Source organism: Gemmatimonadota bacterium (genome assembly GCA_026706345.1).
Lineage (GTDB): Bacteria > JAAXHH01 > JAAXHH01 > JAAXHH01 > JAAXHH01 > JAAXHH01.
Map to the genome: position 1 here is coordinate 1 of JAPOYX010000286.1, position 2,507 is coordinate 2,507.

The 2,507-nt window shown below is 61.1% G+C and carries 3 protein-coding genes; 1 reads left to right on the plus strand and 2 read right to left on the minus strand.

Annotation, left to right across the window (positions count from 1 at the left end):
* On the minus strand, positions 1 to 130 hold a 130-nt coding region (locus tag OXG98_19965), incomplete at its 3' end, for an amidophosphoribosyltransferase (protein ID MCY3774287.1).
* A gap of 121 nt (positions 131 to 251) precedes the next feature.
* Here OXG98_19965 and OXG98_19970 point away from each other — a divergent pair.
* Positions 252 to 863, plus strand: coding sequence for an XRE family transcriptional regulator (locus OXG98_19970; GenBank protein MCY3774288.1), 612 nt, complete (start codon positions 252 to 254; stop codon positions 861 to 863).
* A 59-nt stretch (positions 864 to 922) separates the two neighbouring features.
* Here the strand turns inward: OXG98_19970 and OXG98_19975 are convergent, their stop codons facing one another.
* Positions 923 to 2,272, minus strand: coding sequence for a glycine--tRNA ligase (locus OXG98_19975; GenBank protein ID MCY3774289.1), 1,350 nt, complete (start codon positions 2,270 to 2,272; stop codon positions 923 to 925).
* Positions 2,273 to 2,507 lie beyond the last annotated feature (235 nt).

A 2,507-nucleotide genomic window follows, 5' to 3' on the forward strand; every position in this document is an offset into this window, starting at 1 on the left:
TCCGGTATATGGCGACCCCGGCGCTGTCGGGACCGCGTTCTCTCATCTGGACCAGCATGGCCCCCAGAGATGTGCCGAGATTGTCCAATAAGTTCTTGTTTTTATAGTATATTCCGACAATTCCACACATGATCTTTATCCCGGAAGATCACCGCTTCGCTGCTATTCTACCTTCAGAATGTGATAGTGTGTAAATTATTATTCCTCTTAGTAAACGCCGATCGCGCATACGCCTGAGAGTTTCCGATGTCATGAAGAAGGATCCTGCTCATCAGAGACCGGCCGAGAACGCGCTTGAAGCCGCTATCGGCCGACAGGTGCGCAAATATCGCAAGCAACTCAATCTGAGTATTGCCGAACTGTGCAAAATGACCGGCCTTTCGCATGGCATGGTGTCCAAGATTGAAAACGGCATTACCTCACCGTCCCTGAGTACCCTGTCAGCGCTGTCTCGCGCGCTCAACGTTCCGGTTACGGCGTTGTTTCGCGCCTATGAGCAGCAAAGCGATGCGGTGTATGTCGAGTCGGGGAAAGGGCTGAATATAGAGCGTCAGGGAACCAGGGCAGGGCATCAATACCAGTTGCTCGGCCATAGTGTGCACAGCTCAGTGATGGTCGAACCCTACTTGATCACGCTGGAAGAAAGCTCCGAAGTGTTTCCCCTGTTTCAGCACGTCGGCGTTGAATTCCTGCATGTGCTGTCCGGCTCCCTGCGATACCGGCACGGTAGTTCCCTGTATCTGCTTGAACCCGGCGACTCCCTGTTCTTTGATTCAAACGTTGTTCATGGTCCTGAGGAACTCGTCGACTTGCCTATTCGTTTTCTCGCCGTACTGTCTCGCGCCACAAGCGATGAATCGTGACCCCCAAGTCACTTGAACCCTGACGGACGAGCCTCCGACAGCCCGCGGGGCGAAGTCCGTCAGGCGCGACTCAACCGGCCCCGGACGAAATCTCCCAACTCGGGAATGGCAACCCGCTCCTGGGCCATGCTGTCCCGGTCGCGGACGGTGACGGTGTCGTCCTGCTCGATGGTCTGGAAATCCACCGTGATGCACATGGGCGTGCCGACCTCGTCGTGGCGCCGGTAGCCCTTGCCGATGTTTCCCGTGTGTTCGTAGAGGATGCGGCCGAGGCCGAGTGCCTGCAGTTCCTGCTTGACGGCGCGCGCCTTGGCGACGATGCCCTCGTGGTTGCGCTTCAGCGGCAGCACCGCCGCCTTGATGGGCGCCAGGTGGGGCTTGAACCCGAGTACGGTGCGGGTGCTGCCGTTGTCGAGTTCCTCCTGCCGGTAGGCTTCGTTCATGACGGCCAGAACGCCGCGGTCGACGCCGGCGGAGGGCTCGATGACGTAGGGTACGAACCAGTTGCCGGTTTCCGGGTTGCGTACGGCGAGCCTGGCGTTGGAGTCGGCGTTTGACCCGACCCGGGCGGTCAGTTCGAGTTCGTCCTGGTTTTTCGTGTGGGAGCCCAGGTCGAAATCCAGGCGGTTGGCGATGCCTTCGAGTTCCTCCAGGCCGTGGGGAAAGGGGTACATGATGTCGTAGGTCGCCTTGGAGTAGTGAGCGAGTTCGTCCGCGGGCACGTCGTAGATGGACAGTGCCTCCCGGCTCACCCCCTGCTCCGCCCACCAGTCGAGGCGCGCCTCCAGCCAGCGCCGGTGCCACGCCTCGTCCTCCCCGGGTTCGACAAAGAATTCCAGCTCCATCTGTTCGAATTCCCGCACCCGGAAGATGAAGTTCCTGGGGGTGATTTCGTTGCGGAAGGCCTTGCCGATCTGCGCGATGCCGAACGGCAGCCGGCGGGAGGTGGAATCCATGACGTTCTTGAAGTTGGTGAAGATCCCCTGGGCCGTTTCCGGGCGCAGATAGACGTGCGAGGTGCCGTCGTCCACGGGGCCGAAGGCGGTGCGGAACATCAGGTTGAACGGTCGGGGTTCGGTGAGGTCGTCGGAACCGCAGGCGGGGCACTTGCCGGCCACCAGGTCGGCCCGCCAGCGGTTCTTGCACTGCCGGCAGTCCACCATGGGGTCGGAGAAGGTGTCTTCGTGGCCCGAGTACTGCAGGATGCGCCGGTTCGTGAGCAGGGTGGAGTCGAGCCCCTCCACGTCGTCCCGCTCGTAGACCATGGCCCGCCACCAGGCGGCTTTCAGGTTGTTCTTGAGTTCGACGCCGAGGGGGCCGTAGTCGTAGAGGCCTTGTGAACCGCCGTAGATGTCGGCGGCCTGGAAGATGAAACCGCGGCGCTTGCACAGGGAGACGAGTTCGTCCATGGACTTGGCGGGCACGGGCTCTCCTTGCCTGAAGCGGGACCTCGATGGGGCGCGCACTATACCCGATGCGGAATTGCTTGACAGTGGGCCACTGCGGAAACGGCAGGGGGTACGAGTTCCCTTGTGTGGCGGCGATTGACAGGTCCCCGCTCGGGGCGCGGCCGGGGCTGAGTTCCGCCTCGGTGAAACCGCCCGTGGGCGGTTTGCGATATGCTTGTGTCCTGTGTCACAAATG